Source organism: Paenibacillus ottowii, assembly GCF_050516475.1.
Lineage (GTDB): Bacteria > Bacillota > Bacilli > Paenibacillales > Paenibacillaceae > Paenibacillus > Paenibacillus ottowii.
The window spans coordinates 3,167,221-3,181,448 of the sequence record NZ_CP191577.1; the positions used below are offsets into that span (position 1 = coordinate 3,167,221).

11 protein-coding genes are annotated in these 14,228 nt (G+C 44.3%); 6 read left to right on the plus strand and 5 right to left on the minus strand.

Annotated features, from left to right (window positions below; all coding sequences use genetic code 11):
- Window positions 1-76 precede the first annotated feature (76 nt).
- The 3 genes from papA to ACQQ6X_RS14735 all read left to right on the plus strand — a co-directional run bounded on the left by papA (window position 77) and on the right by ACQQ6X_RS14735 (window position 3,579).
- Entirely contained in the window at window positions 77-226 is a 150-nt protein-coding gene (gene papA / locus ACQQ6X_RS14725; RefSeq protein ID WP_369425857.1) for a freyrasin family ranthipeptide, read from the plus strand.
- A gap of 105 nt (window positions 227-331) precedes the next feature.
- The gene (gene papB, locus ACQQ6X_RS14730; RefSeq protein WP_305165939.1) at window positions 332-1,735 is read left to right on the plus strand and encodes a PapB family radical SAM/SPASM ranthipeptide maturase; all 1,404 of its coding nucleotides are present in this window, start codon (window positions 332-334) and stop codon (window positions 1,733-1,735) included.
- 113 nt (window positions 1,736-1,848) lie between these two features.
- Window positions 1,849-3,579, plus strand: coding sequence for an ABC transporter ATP-binding protein (locus ACQQ6X_RS14735; protein WP_305165940.1), 1,731 nt, complete (start codon window positions 1,849-1,851; stop codon window positions 3,577-3,579).
- Window positions 3,580-3,672: 93 nt separating this feature from the next.
- Here ACQQ6X_RS14735 and ACQQ6X_RS14740 read toward each other — a convergent pair whose 3' ends face one another.
- From ACQQ6X_RS14740 to ACQQ6X_RS14755, 4 genes are all read right to left on the minus strand, one after another.
- Complete coding sequence (locus ACQQ6X_RS14740; protein WP_305165941.1) at window positions 3,673-4,701, minus strand: NADH:flavin oxidoreductase/NADH oxidase; 1,029 nt, start codon at window positions 4,699-4,701, stop codon at window positions 3,673-3,675.
- Between the two features lie 319 nt (window positions 4,702-5,020).
- Complete coding sequence (locus ACQQ6X_RS14745) at window positions 5,021-6,325, minus strand: extracellular solute-binding protein (RefSeq protein ID WP_305165942.1); 1,305 nt, start codon at window positions 6,323-6,325, stop codon at window positions 5,021-5,023.
- A 106-nt stretch (window positions 6,326-6,431) separates the two neighbouring features.
- On the minus strand, window positions 6,432-8,078 hold the full coding sequence (locus ACQQ6X_RS14750; RefSeq protein ID WP_305165943.1) for a response regulator transcription factor: 1,647 nt from the start codon (window positions 8,076-8,078) through the stop codon (window positions 6,432-6,434).
- The gene (locus tag ACQQ6X_RS14755; RefSeq protein WP_305165944.1) at window positions 8,071-9,930 is read right to left on the minus strand and encodes a cache domain-containing sensor histidine kinase; all 1,860 of its coding nucleotides are present in this window, start codon (window positions 9,928-9,930) and stop codon (window positions 8,071-8,073) included. Before ACQQ6X_RS14755 ends, ACQQ6X_RS14750 begins: the two co-directional genes overlap by 8 nt.
- A gap of 122 nt (window positions 9,931-10,052) precedes the next feature.
- Here ACQQ6X_RS14755 and ACQQ6X_RS14760 point away from each other — a divergent pair, with 122 nt between their 5' ends.
- Window positions 10,053-10,949 carry a carbohydrate ABC transporter permease gene (locus tag ACQQ6X_RS14760; RefSeq protein ID WP_305165945.1) on the plus strand — a complete coding sequence of 299 codons (897 nt, stop codon included), beginning with the start codon at window positions 10,053-10,055 and terminating at the stop codon, window positions 10,947-10,949.
- On the plus strand, window positions 10,949-11,779 hold the full coding sequence (locus ACQQ6X_RS14765; RefSeq protein ID WP_305165946.1) for a carbohydrate ABC transporter permease: 831 nt from the start codon (window positions 10,949-10,951) through the stop codon (window positions 11,777-11,779). The genes ACQQ6X_RS14760 and ACQQ6X_RS14765 overlap by 1 nt, the downstream gene beginning before the upstream one ends.
- Window positions 11,780-11,873: 94 nt before the next feature.
- On the opposite strand, the gene lepB is transcribed toward ACQQ6X_RS14765, so the two are convergent.
- Window positions 11,874-12,494, minus strand: coding sequence for a signal peptidase I (gene lepB / locus ACQQ6X_RS14770; RefSeq protein ID WP_305165947.1), 621 nt, complete (start codon window positions 12,492-12,494; stop codon window positions 11,874-11,876).
- A gap of 331 nt (window positions 12,495-12,825) precedes the next feature.
- Between lepB and ACQQ6X_RS14775 the strand changes: the two genes are divergently transcribed.
- Complete coding sequence (locus ACQQ6X_RS14775) at window positions 12,826-14,175, plus strand: right-handed parallel beta-helix repeat-containing protein (RefSeq protein WP_305165948.1); 1,350 nt, start codon at window positions 12,826-12,828, stop codon at window positions 14,173-14,175.
- Window positions 14,176-14,228 lie beyond the last annotated feature (53 nt).

Sequence of the window (14,228 nt, forward strand, 5' to 3'; positions counted from 1 at the left end):
TCCCTTTATGGATGTATGATTTATATGTGCTTTACATACCTAAACACCGTATAGCTTTGTATAAGGAGGTGGGAAAATGCTAAAACAAATCAACGTTATAGCAGGGGTTAAAGAGCCTGTGCTTGCCAGAGGTTGTACGACAAGCGATACTTGTTACTTCTGTGATACTGGTGATTACTGTCGCAAATGTGACAAAGCTGACTTTTGCATTTTCAGTGATACGTAGGACTTCCTTATCTATTTGATTTGATACTTTCCAAACGGGATTAATTAAAATTAATCCCGTTTTCCTTTCTTAACTTATCCCAATAATAAAAGTGAGGTCTTTGGAATGGCTAATCTGATTCAGGATAAAAAAGATGAACTCATTCATTTTCACCCTTATAAATTGTTTGAAGTCGGCTCAAAAACCTTCTTTTATAACGTGGTGACGAATGCCATATTTGAGATTGACTCATTAATTATCGATATTCTACATAGTAAAGGCAAAAACGAGGAACATGTTGTTAAGGATTTGGCCGAGCGTTATGAATTATCACAAGTAAAAGAAGCCATCCAAAATATGAAGGAAGCATATATTATTACCACAGATACCAACATATCAGATGTTGAAAAAATGGGGGTGCTTGATAAATCGCATAAAGTGTTTAGGTTATCCTCTCTGACGTTGTTTATGGTCCAAGAATGTAACCTTAGATGCACTTACTGTTACGGGGAGGAGGGAGAATATAATCAAAAAGGGAAAATGACATCAGAGATTGCTAGATCTGCTGTAGACTTTCTGATCCAACAATCGGGAGAAATTGAACAGTTAAATATCACTTTTTTTGGTGGGGAACCCCTGATAAATTTCCCTCTCATACAAGAGACGGTGCAGTATGTTCATGAGCAATCTGAAATTCATAATAAGAAATTTACTTTTTCAATAACTACGAATGGTACACTTATTACTCCTAAAATCAAAAACTTTTTTTACAAACATCATTTTTCTGTGCAGACCAGCATAGATGGTGATGAGAAAACACATAATTTCAATCGTTTTTTCAAAGGTGGGCAAGGGTCTTACGATTTACTTTTGAAACGCACAGAAGAAATGAGAAATGATCATAAAATTGGCGCACGAGGTACTGTAACCCCTGCAGAGCTTGACCTTTCTAAATCTTTTGACCATTTAGTGAAACTGGGGTTTAGAAATATATATCTATCTCCCGCACTTTATTCCCTATCGGACGAACACTACGATACTTTATCAAAAGAAATGATTAAACTCGTAGAGCATTTCCGAGAGTTGCTGGAGCGGGAAGACTATGCTACAGCCAAAAGAATGTCCAATGTCCTTGGTATGCTTAATAAAATTCATTCCGGCGGTCCTAGAATTCACTTTTGTGGAGCGGGTACGAATGCGGCTGCTGTTGATGTTAGGGGAAATCTGTTCCCTTGCCATCGTTTTGTAGGCGAGGATGAATGCTCCATAGGCAATCTGTTTGAGGAAGATCCGTTGAGCAAACAGTATGATTTCATTGAGAATTCAACAGTAAGAAATAGAACTACCTGTTCAAAGTGTTGGGCCAAAAATCTTTGTGGTGGTGGATGCCATCAAGAGAACTTTGCAGAGAATGGAAATGTCAGTCAACCTGTCGCCAAACTTTGCAAAGTAACTAAGAACTTTATTAATGCTACAATGAATTTGTACCTCCAACTTACCCAGGAACAAAGAAGCACCCTTTTGGGTTAGTAATAACTACTCGGCATTGTGCCTCTATATCACTACGTATTATTTATTAACAATGCCGATCTAGCTACTCTAATTCTATCTGGCTTTATCCCCAAATATGGAGGGCCTATTTTATGTTCCAACTAATCAAAAAATACATTAAGCCTTTACTATCACTACAAATTATTGCACTTTGTATCATTGTTATAAATATATTATTCACGGTCTACCAGCCTATTTTAATGCAACGGCTGATAGACTCCTATAACACAGAAACACTCTCAGCTAAAGAAATCAGCTATTTAGGTAGCCTTTTTTTATTGCTACTAATTGGTGGAGGATTGACAGGAGCACTGAGAGATTCAGTTATTTTTAAAATCAAAAATTTATTACAGTTCCGGTTGAGGAATGATATACATCAACAAAATCTAAATTTACGAAGCTATCAGCCCACCGGAAAAATTATTTCCTTACTCTATAATGATGTTGAAGCTCTTACTGGATTGTTAAATCAAGCATTTATAGCTATGTTTACGGACTGTCTGACAATTGTCGCAACCGCTGTTGTTCTCTATTTTATGAATTGGAAGCTGGCAACGGTCTCCCTGATCTTTATCCCTATTTACTTTTTCTTATACTACAATTCAAAAAAGAAAGTCTACCAATTAAATGTTGCCTACAAAAAACAATATGAAAATATGACAGAAACCCTTCAGTTAGGTTTGAAACAAAAATGGACTGCAATCAGATTCAACCGTCAAAAATATAGTAGTGCCCTATTTTGCAGAGAACAAATCCTTTTGGTTCGTATTTTGAAAAAACTTTTTGCGCGAGAACTGCTACTAGGTATAATCAGTAACTTTTTAAGCGGATTTTTCCCTTTACTTTTACTAGTTATTGGAGGTTTTTTACTGATTTATGGAGAGATTACTTTAGGGACACTGGTTGCTTTCAGTACATATATAGTCAAGTTGCTACAACCTGTATCACGCTTGTCGCAATTAAACGTAGGTGTGCAATCAGCGATAGCTTCAGCTGAAAGGATTCTTAACTTTTTCAATTTAAATGATGTTTGGAACGGCACAAATATTGAGGGATTTATGGAAAATGGAATATACGTAAAAAATGTTTCTTTTTCCTATAACAATCTTACTCCTATTCTTGATGACATCTCGTTTGAAATCAAAAAAAATCAAATGTTAGGTATCGTAGGTGAAAGTGGATCTGGTAAAACGACTATTGTGAAGCTCCTGACCGGAGAAGTCATTCCGACTAAGGGCGAGATCTACTATGGGGATAAAAGATTACACGATTTGAATAAAAATTACTTCTATAAAAATATAGCGGTAGTCACACAAGAAGAATTATTAACAACAGGAACCATATTCGATAATATTGCCTTTGGCAATAAAAATGCTACTTTAGATGAAGTTGTTAATATTTCAAAGAAGGTGGGGTTACATGACTATATCTCATCCCTTCCTGAAAAATATAATACTAATATTATTTCTGGAAAATATGATTTATCGGTAGGCCAGAAACAACGTCTGGCTATAGCCAGGGCACTGCTTCACAATGCACCTGTGCTCATTTTGGATGAGCTAACCTCTGCCCTTGACGCTGAAACTGAATCTCTAATCTTGGACCTTCTAAATGAGCTTAAGGGTAAACGAACTATCATTATTATTGCTCATAAATTCCAAACAGTCATTCATGCGGATCATATATTAGTTGTTCAAAATGGTCAAATTGTAGAACAGGGCAGCCATGCGGATCTAATGTCTTATAGCAGCACTTATTCTAACTCTTATATGAAACAAATAGATTTCCTACAAAATGAAGTGCCGGAGCCATCCTACAAATAAAGACAGCCCATAAAACAAAACAGGCACCCGACGAAGCATACACTTCGTTACAGGTGCCTGTTTATATATAAACAACGTGGGATTACTTAGGCCTCAGTAGCCACGTTGATATTGTTCAGGTACGGAGGGCTTTTCGCCGCGCAGCGCAACCGCTGCATGAATCGCCCAATACGGATCGCGCAGCAGTCCGCGTCCCACAGCGACCAGATCGGCATCCTCATTGCCGATTACAGACTGCGCCAAGGCTGGGTCATCCAGTACGCCAACGGCGATTACTGGGATGTTCAGCGCCTCGCGGATTTGACGAGCAAACGGCACTTGGTAGCCCGGATAGTTGCCTGGCTTTCTAGCTCCAGCCGGGCCTTCTCCGCCCGAGCTAACATGGATCACATCCACGCCTGCCGCCTGATATGCGCGCCCCAGCTCAATGGCATGATCCACATCGTATCCACCATCTACGTATTCCACCGCGCTGATACGGAAGATTAACGGCATACCCGCAGGCATTTCCTTGCGTACAGCCTGAATAACCTCAACGCCGAAACGGGATAAATCCTTACCATACTCGTCATCCCGCTTGTTCGTAACTGGTGAATGGAACTGGTGAATTAGATAACCATGCGCACCGTGAAGCTCAATCGTATCCACGCCCGCTTGAACCGCCCGCCGGGCGGCGTCTGCGAATTTTTGCACCATGCCATGCACTTCCTCCGTGGTCAGTGCGCGCGGCTGCTTATAATTTGCATCCGGGTAGGCGATGGCCGAAGGAGCCACCGGCTCTGCTGCATCCTCAGCTTTACGGCCTGCATGAGCAATCTGAATGCCTACCTTGGCTCCGTGCGCATGAATACCGTCAACCAGCTTCTTATAAGCTGGGACATGCTCGTCTGACCACAGTCCCAAGTCATAATCTGTAATCCGTCCGTCCGGTTCTACGTCCGTCATTTCTATAATAATTAGACCCGTGCCTCCGATAGCTCTGCTCAGGTAGTGAACATGATGCCAATCATTCGGAATTCCATCTTTGGCCGTCACCGAGTATTGGCACATTGGGGCCATGACCACACGATTTTTTAACTCCAAATCTTTGATTGAATACGGTGTAAACAACGAAGTCTTCAAAACGCTCATCTCCTTTTTTATCGCTAACACATAACTAGAAATACACTCCAAATTACACGATCTATTATAAGCACAATCGGCACAGTCCAACCGAAACAAAGAGATTCCCCAACTGGGGCATCCCTCGTATTTGCACCGTGCAGTCATTATGTATATCATAATGGTGTAGATATATTGCACACAATCTATTATCCATAACTCAATAACTTTTTGCAAGTAAATATTTAAATATTATTAAATATTTTTTTGTCTGCATTTTTACTGGCTCTATCCATAACACAAAAAGGCGCCCGTAAGGGCGCCTCTGCGAAAACCAATCTTATTGCGCTGAACCTAACTGCGTCCATGCCTTCTCAATCTCTGCAACCGCCTGATCCTTGTTCATGTTACCACTGATATAAGCCTGCATCAGTTCACCAAATTTTTGGTGGAATGTATCCAGCGAGTAGTTCACAGACAAATCACCGGATTTGGATGTTTTCAAAATGCTTTCCATTTCCTTAGGCATTTCCAGATCAGGAAGCGGAGCATCCTTAATTGGAGGAATTACCTTCGCTACTTGGGAGAACCAGTTCTTACCGTATTCTGAGGTGTACAGCCAGTTGAAGAATTCAATCGTTTCCTTGGATACCTCGGAATCCTTGTTAATACGCAGTGCCTGATCGGCCCCCGTAATGATGACCGATTGATCCGCTTTGTCACTTACCGGATATCCCATGATGCCAATCTTGAGATCCGGATTAATTTTCTTAATCGCTTCCTCATCCCATGCACCTTTGCCCGTCATAAATGCGGCTTTACCAGAGGCAAAATCGCTCACTTCAGCATTGCTATCCCGTTCCAGCGGCTTATCTGTACCATGTTTCACCGTCAGATCAATGAAACTAAAGAAGTTGTTGTACAGCAATGGGTAGTCCTTGATTTTCGCTTTGCCTGCAATAAAATCATTAACAAGCTGCTTCGGCTCTACCCCGGCATCCTGCGCTGCAGCATCTACATAGTGTTGGAAAATGTGCTTCCATACCCACCACTCCTTATAGGCATTAGCAAATGGAGTAATTCCCTTCGCCTCTAGCTTGGTAACGGCATCCTGCATCTCTGCAACCGTCTTCGGCGGGGAGGTTATTCCAGCCTTGGTAAGCAAATCTTTGTTGTAGATCAACGCAAACAGGTTCCCCTTGACCGGTAATCCCAACACTTTGCCGTCACTGGAACTCATATTCGCCCGGACGGCATCCGTCATGGCTGCTGCCAGCGGCTCATTGGTCAGATCCGCGCTATAATCAGCATAAGTGTCGATATCGCCTCCAGCCGTGGTCTGGAACACATCCGGTGTACTGCCTGAAGCTATTTTTGACTTAAGAATGGTGTTGTAGTCTGCCTGCATGATCTCCAGATTGATCTTCACATTAGGCTTGACCTTTTTATACTCCTCAATATACGCGTTAAAAGCATCAGTATACTCCGGTGAGGCTGTAAACATGTTTATTGTAACCGTTTTCAAATCTTCTTTGCCGCCAGTGCTTTCTTTAGCCGCATCTGTGCCGCCGCTGCTTCCGCATCCGCTCAACAAACCGACCGTCAAAAGCAAACTGCCGGATAACGCCATCATCTTCTTTAACATGGATACTCCCCCATCTGTTTGTGATCAACGTCCATGCGCTCATTCTAAAAAATATAGCCTCAATTAAAAAGGCAGATTAGTGAAGCGTTAAGGGTAAAAAAGTGGTTTATTGCAGGCTCACGCGATACTCCGACGGTGACACCTGATAATAATTGCGAAAAGCCTTACTGAAATAGTTCTTATCCTTGTACCCGAGCATATCGGAGATTTCCTGAATTTTCAGGCTGGAATCACCTAACAGCTCCTTCGCCTTGTCCATTCTGACCTTCTGTACATATTCGTGAATGCCGTAACCAAATTGCTGCTTGAACAACTTCATCAAATATTCCCGGCTCAAAAAGTAGGTTTCAGCAAAAAACGAGATTTTGATATCTTCAAAATAGTAGCGGTCAATGTACCTTTTGATCTCTGTAATATCAAAGGGCTGGTTTCCCGCTTGAACATGTTGAACCCCAGCAATGTAAAGCTCAAGCATCCGGTGTAATCTCTGACTGTAGTCGGCAAAGCTCGTAAAATCAGCAGACAAATCGCCTTCAACCACGCGCCCCAGTTCCCCGAAAGTTCCCTCCTGATTAGACGCGGACACAGGCGTACTCAGCTCAATCGCTGCTTCTCTTAGTAAAAAATGGAACTCCCGCATCAATCGATCTGCATCTTGTAAGCGGAAAACAGGGCCTGATGCCAATTGTTTCAACAGATCGCCCAGCAGCACTTTTGCCCGATTGGCCTGACCCGTCTGAGCGTCCTTTTGAATCGACAACAGCCGATCCGTCCATGTTATTTCCTCTGATGAACCCATTTGCCGGGGCACCGTATGGAGTATAGATTCCCCCTCCAGCTTCAACACATCCGTGCTGTGAATGAGCATCTTGGCATCCCTATAAGCAGAAGCCAGTTCCACTACGTCTGTACAGAGCTTGCCCAATCCGGCCGCTACCACCATACTGAACAGCCCGTGCAGATTCACAACTGCCTTCTGGGCCACTTGTGCCAATAGGAGAGGCATATGCTCTTCCTGTCCTGGCGCCAGGGTACAGACCGAAACGACCTCGCGCTCCCGTCGCGGATGGGGGAAGCTAAAACAACGCAATCGTTCATCTGATGTCTGCGCTAATACATTAGTTATAGCAAAATCCATCAGTTCAACATCGCCATGAAAGCGTGTCCTGCGGATCTCATTCCTGTTCAGCAGCTTCAGCACGATGACTCCGAAGCGGTTTTCCGGCCGATCCGCTCCAATTAAAGGGAGCAACGCGGTATCGGCCTGCCTTTTGAAGCTACCATCCAAAATGGATACATACAGCTTCTCTTTCAGCTTTGGCAGTGACATATTTAGCGTAATGCTCTGGCTAATGAACTCGTCCTTGCTTTGCTTGCGGCTTTCCAGAATGTCCACCGCCTTGCGCAGTGCCTGATTCAGATCTTGGCGGTTGATAGGTTTGAGCAGATAATCTACCACCCGCGATTGAATTGCTTGTCGCGTAAATTCAAAGTCGTTGTAGCCACTAATGACAATGGTCAGCAAATGAGGATACGCCTTTTCGATCACACGAAGAAACTCAATGCCGTTCATCTCCGGCATTTTCATATCCACCATCACGATATCAATAGGGTGCTGACCGAGCAGCTCCATTCCCAACCTTCCATTCGTCGCCTCATAAATATGTTCGATACCCAGATGATCCCAGTCTCCAACAATACGAATGGCTTCACGTAACGGCTCTTCATCATCAATAATTAGTACGTTATACATGGCTGACTCCTCCCCGGGGAATTTGCATTCTCATTTCCGTTCCCGTTTCATCTGTGAGTATGAATAATCCCGCCTGATCTCCATACAAAAGCTTCAACCGTGTGTTCAGATTTTTTAAGCCAATATGCTCGCTCTCCCGCTCCTCCCATTTTTCATGGAACGAATCGAGCACCATCTTCAGCTTGTCCTCTGAAATCCCAGGTCCGTTGTCCCTGACTGCAATTGTAGCGTCTGTAGAATCCGATTCGGCTGAAATGACGATCAGAATGTCACTTGATACTTTCTCCAGCGCATGTTTAATAGAGTTCTCTACCAATGTTTGCACGGATAGTCTCGGAATCGGCAGCTCCATCAACGTATCCTCCCATACCACCTCGACCTGGAGTCTCGTCCCGAATCTTGCCTTTTGCAGGCCTATATACCGTTCGATATGCTTGAGCTCTTCGCGGGCAGCTACGATATCCTTGCCATTGATGGAATACCGCAGGGTTTGGGCCAAAGCATCCACCATATCTGCCATGTCAAACATCTTCCGTTTTAATGCCTGTGTGGATATGGCTTGTAAGGCATTGTACAGAAAATGGGGGTTAATTTCTGCCTCCAGTGCCTTGAGTATGGCATTCTTTTCGACCAGCTTCATGCGGTAGCGCTCATTAATAAGTTCTTCGGTTCTTTGGACCATTTCGTTAAAATGCAGCGACAAATATGCAATCTCATCATTCCCCTTCACAGGAGCCCTTGCCCCAAAATCCCCGGTACTAAACCGTTTCATCTGGGTAGATAGCTTATGTAAAGGTCGGGTAATGGCGTTCGAGGTCAATGTCACTAAAATAATAGACACACCTAAAAATAAAGCTCCGATGACATAGCTCCAATTCCGCGTGGTCGTAGCTGCTTCATAAATTTGGCGGTACGGAATGGGCTTGATGAGCTGCCATCCGTTCTTTTCACCAGCATCATAAATGACCAAATACTCCTGATTGCCACTGCGATCTGACCACGTTACTCGCCCGTTTCCTTCCTCTCCAATCTGAGCCAATACTCCAGAATCACGCATTCGTTCATACAACGGAAGGCTATTCACATAAAAGGGAACCCGTTTAGGGCTGAGCAGCATCAGTTGGTCTCCCTCACCCAGCGGGACATTCTGCATGATTTCATCAATAGCGCTTGTATTGTAATAGAAGGACAACACTGCCTGCGGGTGACGGGATGCAATCGATCTCAACACTCGATGGTAAGCCATAAAGCTGGCTTGTGGCGCCACATAGCCCATATTGGAGCGGGACCCGACAAAGGATTGAAAAGATTCGTTAGCGGTACTGGCCATCGCTTCTTTATACCAGGGAAGCTTGGGAATATCCGTGTTTATTCCTTTGCGTACTGTAATATTGTACGTTTCCCTAGTCACCACGTAGTATTGATGCCGGTCCGCCACATACAAATAGATCGCTTCCAGGTCATTGCGGGAATAGAATATGTTGCGCAGGTAATTCTCAATGACCATTCGTGCAGCATAGTCCTGATTCTCATTGGCAATCGCGTTCATAATATCGTTATAGCGAAGCTGCGGAAGAGCCAGCTGCTGCATCCCCTCCAGGTAATCCTCCAAATTCTGATTGACCAGCAGCAGATTATTTGTTGTGCTGGCGATGCTATGATTAACCGACTCCTTTTCAATCATCTGATAGGAAATAATCGTGAGTGAGCCCACCACCAGGATAATCACCGAGGTAAACAGCAGAATGAGCTTGTTCACTAATTTTTGTGTCATCCGCCTCCACATGGATTGAAGAAATGTTCCTACATGCCCTGACATCATGATAATCGCCCCTTTTGAAAGCGTACACATTTTTACCCTCAACTGTTTTCTTAAATCCATTGGTCCGGCCCTAGGGGCTATCCTATACTTTCATTATATCTTAAACAGCCTGGAGCGAAAGACCGGAAAATGCTGAGAAAAAGAGGTGCGTTATGCTGAGAAAAAGGGGAACACAAGGCGACAAGGGGAGTAAGCTAGAATTTGGTCTATTCACCCTGCCCGTAATCTTGTGTATTACAATTGCATTTTATATTCCGTTTTTGATGACGATACGCTATTCCCTGACCAAGTGGAACGGCATATCCAAACATCCGAAATTCGTAGGTCTGGATAACTTCAAGCAAATCTTGCTCGGAGACGCTAACTTTGCACATGCAGCCTGGTTTACGGTCAAATATGCCATTCTGTACATTGTATTGGTAAACGTGCTGGCTATTTTGCTGGCGCTCGTCCTCGACATGAAGCTCAAAAGCTCGGCCTGGCTGCGCGCGGCTTTCTTTATTCCTTATATCCTCAGCCTCGTCATTGTCGGCTTTATATGGAAATTCATCTTTATGCAAGGCTTCGAGTCACTGGGACACAGTACAGGCTGGGGTATCTTCCAGCTCAGTTGGCTAGGCGAGGAAGGGCTCGCGTTTATTTCCATTCTGGCGGTATCCATTTGGCAATCTATTGGCTTTTACATGGTCATTTATATCGCAGGCTTGCAATCGGTGCCTGAGGATCTAAAAGAGGCTGCCATCGTGGACGGAGCAGGGCCGATTCGGAGATTTTTCAGTATTATTTTACCGATGCTCGCACCTTCGATTACGATCTCGGTCTTCATGGCACTGACCAACTCGATCAAGGTGTTCGATGTTATTCTATCTCTGACTGGCGGTGGGCCGGGAGGTACGACATACAGTATTGCGTATGATATTTACCGAGATACATTCCAGAACAATCTGTATGGCTACGGAACAGCCAAAGCCCTGATTTTATTCGTTGCAGTGCTGGTCATTACGATTATTCAATTGTCTATTTTCAAACGCAGGGAGGTTGAAGCCTGATGCAACGCAGCCGTACGGTACGTATTTTGCTGGAAGCGGGCATGATTGTATTATCACTGTTATTTTTGTACCCGCTGTTTCTCGCCATTAACAATTCGTTCAAAAGCTTCGCTGAGGTCATGACCGACGTCATTGCACTGCCCAAGCAGCTTTCGCTGGATAACTATGTATACGTATGGAAGTTCATTGACTATCCTCGCTTATTTCTGAATAACACGATCATTACCTTGCTCGGGCTTGCAGGCATCGTGCTAATATCCTCCATTGCTGCCTATAAGCTGGCACGGACGAAAAGCAAGTGGAGCTCCGCCATTTACATGCTGTGCATCATGCCGATGCTGATTCCATTCCAATCTATTATGCTGACCGTTCTGCGACTGGCGAAAGACTTGAATTTGGCAGACAGCACTTGGGGACTTGGCCTGCTGTACTGGGGTTTCGGAGCCCCGCTGGCAGTGTTTATCTATCATGGCTTCGTGAAAGGCATTCCGGTCGAGATTGACGAAAGCGCCAAGATCGACGGAGCCTCAGGCTTTCGGCTTTTCTTTTCCGTCATCTTTCCGTTGCTGAAATCGGTCACCGCCACCATTGTTATTATCGACGTGATGTGGATATGGAACGATTTCCTGCTTCCGCTGCTCATGGTCAACGGCTCACCTAGCACCAAAACGCTTACCCTGGCCGCCTATACCTTCGTCGGGCAGTATACATCCGACTGGCAATATGCCATGACCGCGATGGTAATGGCTGTGCTGCCCTCCATTATCGTATTTATCTTTCTACAAAAATACATTGTTAAGGGCGTAGTGGCCGGGGCCGTCAAAGGCTGAGACTACTACACCCTTATAGACAATCCAAAGAGGACTTGCGTAAAGCTTACGCAAGTCCTCTTGTCTTCGTGATGTCCATGCCTGTACTCTGGCCTTATTTATGCTTAACCCATTGGGCGTTATCGATCGGCCAAAAAACCACATCCGCACGTCCAACAATATCCTTGATGGAAACAAAACCAATAGCACGGCTATCCCTACTATTATTGCGGTGGTCACCCATCACAAAGATATACCCCTCAGGAACCTTGGATTCGGTAATGGTCCCATTGGGAAAGTCCACATTATTGTATAATTCTCCCTTGGCATGAGCATCCTGGATAGCTCTTTGAATGTATGGCTCCTCTACTTTCTTACCGTTTACATAAAGTTGATCACCTTGATACTGAATGGTATCTCCAGCCACTCCAATAACACGCTTAATAAAATCTTTTTGTTCCTTCCTCACATGGAATACAACAACCTCGCTTGGCTTGGGATCACGAAAATCGTAAATCATCTTATTCACGACCACTCGCTCATCTGTCTTGAAGTTCGGTTCCATGGATGCTCCCTCGACAATAAACGGCGCAAACAATAACCAACGTATAATGAACACGAGCACAATAGCTACAACAATTGCTTTGAGCCAATCCATCATCTCATGTTTCACTCGCGGTTGCTTTTCGTGCAATGCTTCGGAAACTGAATTCGTCAAATGCTTCCCATTCTCCATGCACTAAATCCGCCCTTTCTCACGGTTTTATTTCTATTATATGTATAATGTATAAGCATAATCAAATTTTCCTAGTCTAGCAAAGCCATATTTTTAGTTGAAACAAAAGTGTGAACTTTTTTTCACATTATCAAAAAAGCAATAAAAAACTATTGATGCAAACGTTAACATATATTACACTGTGCATATACTTCTTAGAGCGTTTTGGACTTATGATAGGTCAATCTGTTCCCCCGGGAGGTGTCCTGCCTTTTAATGGAATGGCAGCATGAGCCGCTTTTATATGTGCTATCTTCTTTTAAAATATGAGCTCAGATAAGGAGGAATTTACATGTTTAAACGGAATGATCGTCCAAAAAACGGATTTAACGCTCTAAGACTCGGTATTTCTTTTGTTTTTGCTTCTTCTTGCCTTCTTGGAACCGCTTACGCGGATGTTCCATCCAACAGCCTTCCCTCTTCCACACTCACAGAGGAGGCAGTCAGTGCAACCAATCCAGCAGCTGTTTCCACTACGTTAGCGGCAGGTGATTTGTATGTGGCTCCAAATGGTAACGTGTCCAATCCAGGCACCATTTCTAGTCCTACCACCCTCGAAGCAGCACTGACACAAATTGCCCCTGGCAAAACGATCTACCTGCGTGGTGGTAACTACGCCTACTCCTCAACAATTACAATTCAGCGTGGAAATAACGGCAGTAACGGCTCACTCAAAGGGTTAGTCGCTTACGGCAGTGAAAAGCCCGTACTTGATTTCTCTGCTCAGGCCTTTGGTTCAGCCAATCGGGGACTTCAGCTTAACGGAGACTTCTGGCTGGTCAAAGGTCTTGAGGTTAAAGGTGCCGGAGATAACGGTATCTATATCGGCGGCAGCAATAACCGGATTGAAAACGTCGAGACCCACCACAATCGGGATACCGGGCTCCAGCTCGGACGTTATTCTCCTAACGCTTCCAACAATGAGTGGCCGTCAAACAATTTGATTTTGAATTCCTACTCTCACGACAACGCCGATCCTGATAATGGCGAGGATGCCGATGGCTTTGCAGCCAAACTGACTGTAGGGCCAGGCAACGTGTTTGATAACTGCTTGGCAGCGTACAACGTAGACGATGGTTGGGATCTGTACAGCAAAACGGAAACAGGCCCTATCGGTGCCGTAACCATTTTGAACAGTGTGGCTCATCACAATGGGCAAACCTCTGATGGAACGTCTACTGCGAACAGTGACGGCAACGGCTTTAAGCTGGGTGGAGACAAAATCAAAGTCAACCACATTGTGAAAAACAGTATTGCTTTCCAAAACAAAAAGCATGGATTCACCTACAACAGTAACCCTGGCACAATCACGTTGACCAACAATACGTCATGGGACAATGGGCAAAGCAATTTCGCCTTTGATAAGGGTGAACACGTGTTCATTAACAATCTTTCTTTCGAGGGAACAGCGAGTGATAAAACAAGTGGTACAGACCAGGATAACTCCAACGTCTGGTGGAAAAACAAAAAATCGACGAATGCCAAAGGTCTCGCAGCCAGTGCAGATGACTTTGTTAGTCTCGTACCTTCCATCACTCGAAGTGCAGACGTTTCCATCCAGCTGGGGGATTTCCTTAAGCTGGCCAAAGGAAGCGATCTGATTGGCTCGGGTACTCCGAGCGGAAATATAGGGGCGCGGTAATAGCTCCAACTCATCAGGACGCCTGGCCCATCTACCAACCTAGACCATACTGC

Coding starts and splice junctions, on each gene's coding strand:
- papA (WP_369425857.1), top strand. CDS start 77: ATGCTAAAACAAATCAACGTTATAGCAGGGGTTAAAGAGCCTGTGCTT.
- papB (WP_305165939.1), top strand. CDS start 332: ATGGCTAATCTGATTCAGGATAAAAAAGATGAACTCATTCATTTTCAC.
- ACQQ6X_RS14735 (WP_305165940.1), top strand. CDS start 1,849: ATGTTCCAACTAATCAAAAAATACATTAAGCCTTTACTATCACTACAA.
- ACQQ6X_RS14745 (WP_305165942.1), bottom strand. CDS start 6,325: ATGTTAAAGAAGATGATGGCGTTATCCGGCAGTTTGCTTTTGACGGTC.
- ACQQ6X_RS14750 (WP_305165943.1), bottom strand. CDS start 8,078: ATGTATAACGTACTAATTATTGATGATGAAGAGCCGTTACGTGAAGCC.
- ACQQ6X_RS14755 (WP_305165944.1), bottom strand. CDS start 9,930: ATGTGTACGCTTTCAAAAGGGGCGATTATCATGATGTCAGGGCATGTA.
- ACQQ6X_RS14760 (WP_305165945.1), top strand. CDS start 10,053: ATGCTGAGAAAAAGGGGAACACAAGGCGACAAGGGGAGTAAGCTAGAA.
- ACQQ6X_RS14765 (WP_305165946.1), top strand. CDS start 10,949: ATGCAACGCAGCCGTACGGTACGTATTTTGCTGGAAGCGGGCATGATT.
- lepB (WP_305165947.1), bottom strand. CDS start 12,494: ATGGAGAATGGGAAGCATTTGACGAATTCAGTTTCCGAAGCATTGCAC.
- ACQQ6X_RS14775 (WP_305165948.1), top strand. CDS start 12,826: ATGTTTAAACGGAATGATCGTCCAAAAAACGGATTTAACGCTCTAAGA.